This window comes from Gammaproteobacteria bacterium (assembly GCA_003696665.1).
Classification (GTDB): Bacteria; Pseudomonadota; Gammaproteobacteria; order Enterobacterales.
Genome location: RFGJ01000212.1, coordinates 1 through 3,123 on the forward strand (window position 1 = coordinate 1; position 3,123 = coordinate 3,123).

General features: G+C 56.1%; 3 protein-coding genes. All 3 read left to right on the forward strand.

The window, feature by feature from the left end:
- On the forward strand, window positions 1-2,451 hold a 2,451-nt coding region (locus tag D6694_06030), incomplete at its 5' end, for a hypothetical protein (GenBank protein ID RMH44227.1).
- 16 nt (window positions 2,452-2,467) lie between these two features.
- Complete coding sequence (locus tag D6694_06035; GenBank protein ID RMH44228.1) at window positions 2,468-2,752, forward strand: type II toxin-antitoxin system prevent-host-death family antitoxin; 285 nt, start codon at window positions 2,468-2,470, stop codon at window positions 2,750-2,752.
- Window positions 2,749-3,123: PIN domain-containing protein (locus D6694_06040; GenBank protein RMH44229.1), on the forward strand; the 375-nt coding region annotated here is incomplete at its 3' end. The genes D6694_06035 and D6694_06040, both read left to right, overlap by 4 nt.

The following is a 3,123-nucleotide window of genomic DNA, read 5'->3' on the forward strand; positions in this document are numbered from 1 at the left end:
CCCCTTTTCAAAACCGCAACAGAAGCATTCTTTGACCAGAATTCCTGGGAACGAGAAGACGGCCTGCGTTGGGCGTGGATTGCAGCACGCCTGAACATCCCTGTGCCTGCCACAGGGTTCTTGTATTTGTGCCGGGATGGTGAATGGCGCTCGCCTGGAAAAACGGAATTACTTGGAGACATCAGTCCAGACCTGGAAGAGATTGTTCCCAAAACATGGCTTGAATCTCATGCCCTGCACGAGGATTACTGGACAAGGGTACCGGCAGAATATCGCACAGCCTGGAACAACTGGATTTCCAGCCAGAATAGCCGCCTGCGGGGATTTATCCGTCTGGCACAAAAAGACGAGTGGATTGATGGACGTGCTAAATTTGAGCAGGAATGCCGTCGACGCGGTGGACATCTCCCACAGCATTATCCACGCAAGACTGATGTGTTTCTCTTTGAGGATTACGATTTTAGTGATGATTTGTGGCACCATTGGGAACAGACGGCCCTAAGCAGGCCCACTCTTTGGAGCCGGATACTGTACTACATCCTGAAAGACTGGGAAGTCGGAAAATGGGAAGAGAGAATTCTCGTTAAAGACGTATTTCAGTACTCCAATAACTATGACAACCGCCTGGATGTCGGGTATCTCTTCTCGTATTGGATTATACGCCTGCGTGAAAAACCTTGCGTACTCGATGAACATGGAAACCCGCGTCTGCCACACGGAGTCTTTCGCCGCAACTCCAACACCGAGGCGCTGCGAGGAACGGTCACCTTTTTACACCCCGAGTTCGATGCTCCTAAGTTCGATGCGCTTTTCCAGGCTTTGGGTATCCCAAACCGTCCGGGAGATGCCGATGTGTTCGTCCAGCGACTGCGGGCATGGATACAGTCCAGCGAACCACCTATCGGAGAAATCGGGGCATTGTACGACCGTATCTCCCTGGTGCTGCCTAATCTTGCCGCTGAGGCGCGCGAGGCATTGATAGCACGTTTCCAAAACGAGCCGCTGCTTTTGGGGGATGACGGCGCCTGGCATACGAGCAGGGATATTTACCAGCGCAACCCGGAACGATTGCCAGGCATTATTACGTTGCATCCGGATTTGCCATCAGACCTGTCGCCATTTTGGAACGCTTTAGGTGTGCCGCTGGAACCGTCCTGGACACAGATTCTGGCGTGGCTGCGTCAATTGCCCAAAGGAAAATCACTGGGCACAGACACCCTCTCTCGCTTGCGCCAGATTTTGAAAGCACGCCCCGCGCAAACCTGGAAAGATACGGCCCATTGGTTGAACGGTGCAGGAGAATGGGTTCCAGTAACTGAACTGCGCTACAAAGCCACCTACAAAGACTTGCAGCGGTTCTTCCCAAAGGTTCGCCGTCAATGCGCCGATGTGAGCGCCCTGGCACCGGAACAATCTGCGGACATTCCTCTGCAGAACATCGAGCAAGTGTTGGAATATCGCCCTGAAGCGCCTCAAGGAAGTAGGAATCAACCCACGCCTGCCTGGATGCAAACGCTGGCGCGTTGCCTGCGCCGCGTTGTCCTGCAAGATGCCGACAAGGAAGCCCAGGTGCGTGGCCATGCTTTGCGCCTGGAGCACACAACTTTACGCCGTGTAAAAGAGTTGGCCTCGGTACCCTATCTGCAGCACGAACCGGTAGGACCTCCGTTCCCCGTTCCGGTTTTGTGGTACCAGAAAATGTTGTACTCTACCACTCCATCTTACGAAGACTTGACGCGTGAAATCCAGCGGGTTTTCCCCGAAGAAAGCCTGAAAAAGGCCATCCACGCCATGTGGAAGCGCCAGCCGGACGAGATTGAGAGATATTTCCAGCAGGAATTTACGTTACGAGATGCCGATTCGCTGGCAGACACCGCAGCGCAGGAACAAGCCCTCCCGACGCTTGCAACCCAACCGCCGAAAAGCAAGCGCATCCCCTTGACACAGGCAGACGGGCATGTGAGCGTTCAGGGAGAGGAAGAAAACCCACCGTCGGACAGCCCGGCACCAGAATCGTCACAATCACCCGGCTCACCCGAATCACACTTGCCAGATTCGGGAGCATCATCGCATACCCGCCGCGAGGCATGGGAAATTTTTTGGGCGCGGGAAGGCTTTACGCAACAAGAAGATAGCCGCTGGGTAAACCCCCTAACCGGGGAATGGGTACAACATCAGCGCAAGGCAGCATTTCGCTGGACACGCTACACATCTGACGGGATACCAATAGCCTGGTATTGGGACACTGAAAGCACCTTGGAGAAGGGCATCGAAATGCCTTTCGAGACCTGGTCGCGGCTCCAGAACACACCCGAGCGCGTCGTTTTGGTTTTGTGGCAGGGTGGCGAGGCCGAGGTACTCTCCGGCCGTGACCTTCAGGCCCAGATTAACCGTGAGAAAATCCAGGTTTACCCGGCTACTTACCGTTTGCGGCTGGTAAAACCGGACTGACATGATATAATCACTTGTGTCTACATTTGTGAACACAAGGAGAGGTGTCATGATTACCGTTGGTATACGTGAACTCAAACAGCGCGCCAGTGATTTGCTCCGCCAGGTACGTCAGAACGGGCAGGAAATCCAGGTGACCTACCACGGTGAGGTTATCGCCTTGATTGTGCCGGTGCAACGTCCCAGGCAAGAGGAAAGCAGCGATGACTGGGCCTCGCTGGATACCCTGGCCGCCGAAATCGGCGCCCACTGGCCGGAAGGACTGACCAGCATTGATGCCCTTGCCGAGGTACGCGCGTGAGCGGTTACATCGTAGTGGACGCCAGTTTATGGGTGGCGCGTCTGGTGGCAAATGACGTCTTTCATACCCGCAGCCGTGCCTGGATGGAGGCCCAGCGTGCCGCTGGAATCCGCTTCATCGCCCCCGCCTTATTGCTCGTGGAGGTCGCGGCAGCCATCTCGCGTCCCACGGGCAATCCTGCTCTGGCGCGCCGGGCAGTGGGTACGCTGCAATCCCTGGCCGATTTGCGTCTGGTGGAAATGGACCGGAGGCTCGTGCAGACGGCCACACAGGTCGCCACGGACCTGGGCGTGCGCGGCGCGGACGCCTTCTACATCGCCGTCGCCCGGCAGTTGAACCTCCCTCTGGCAACCCTGGACGTGGACCAGCGC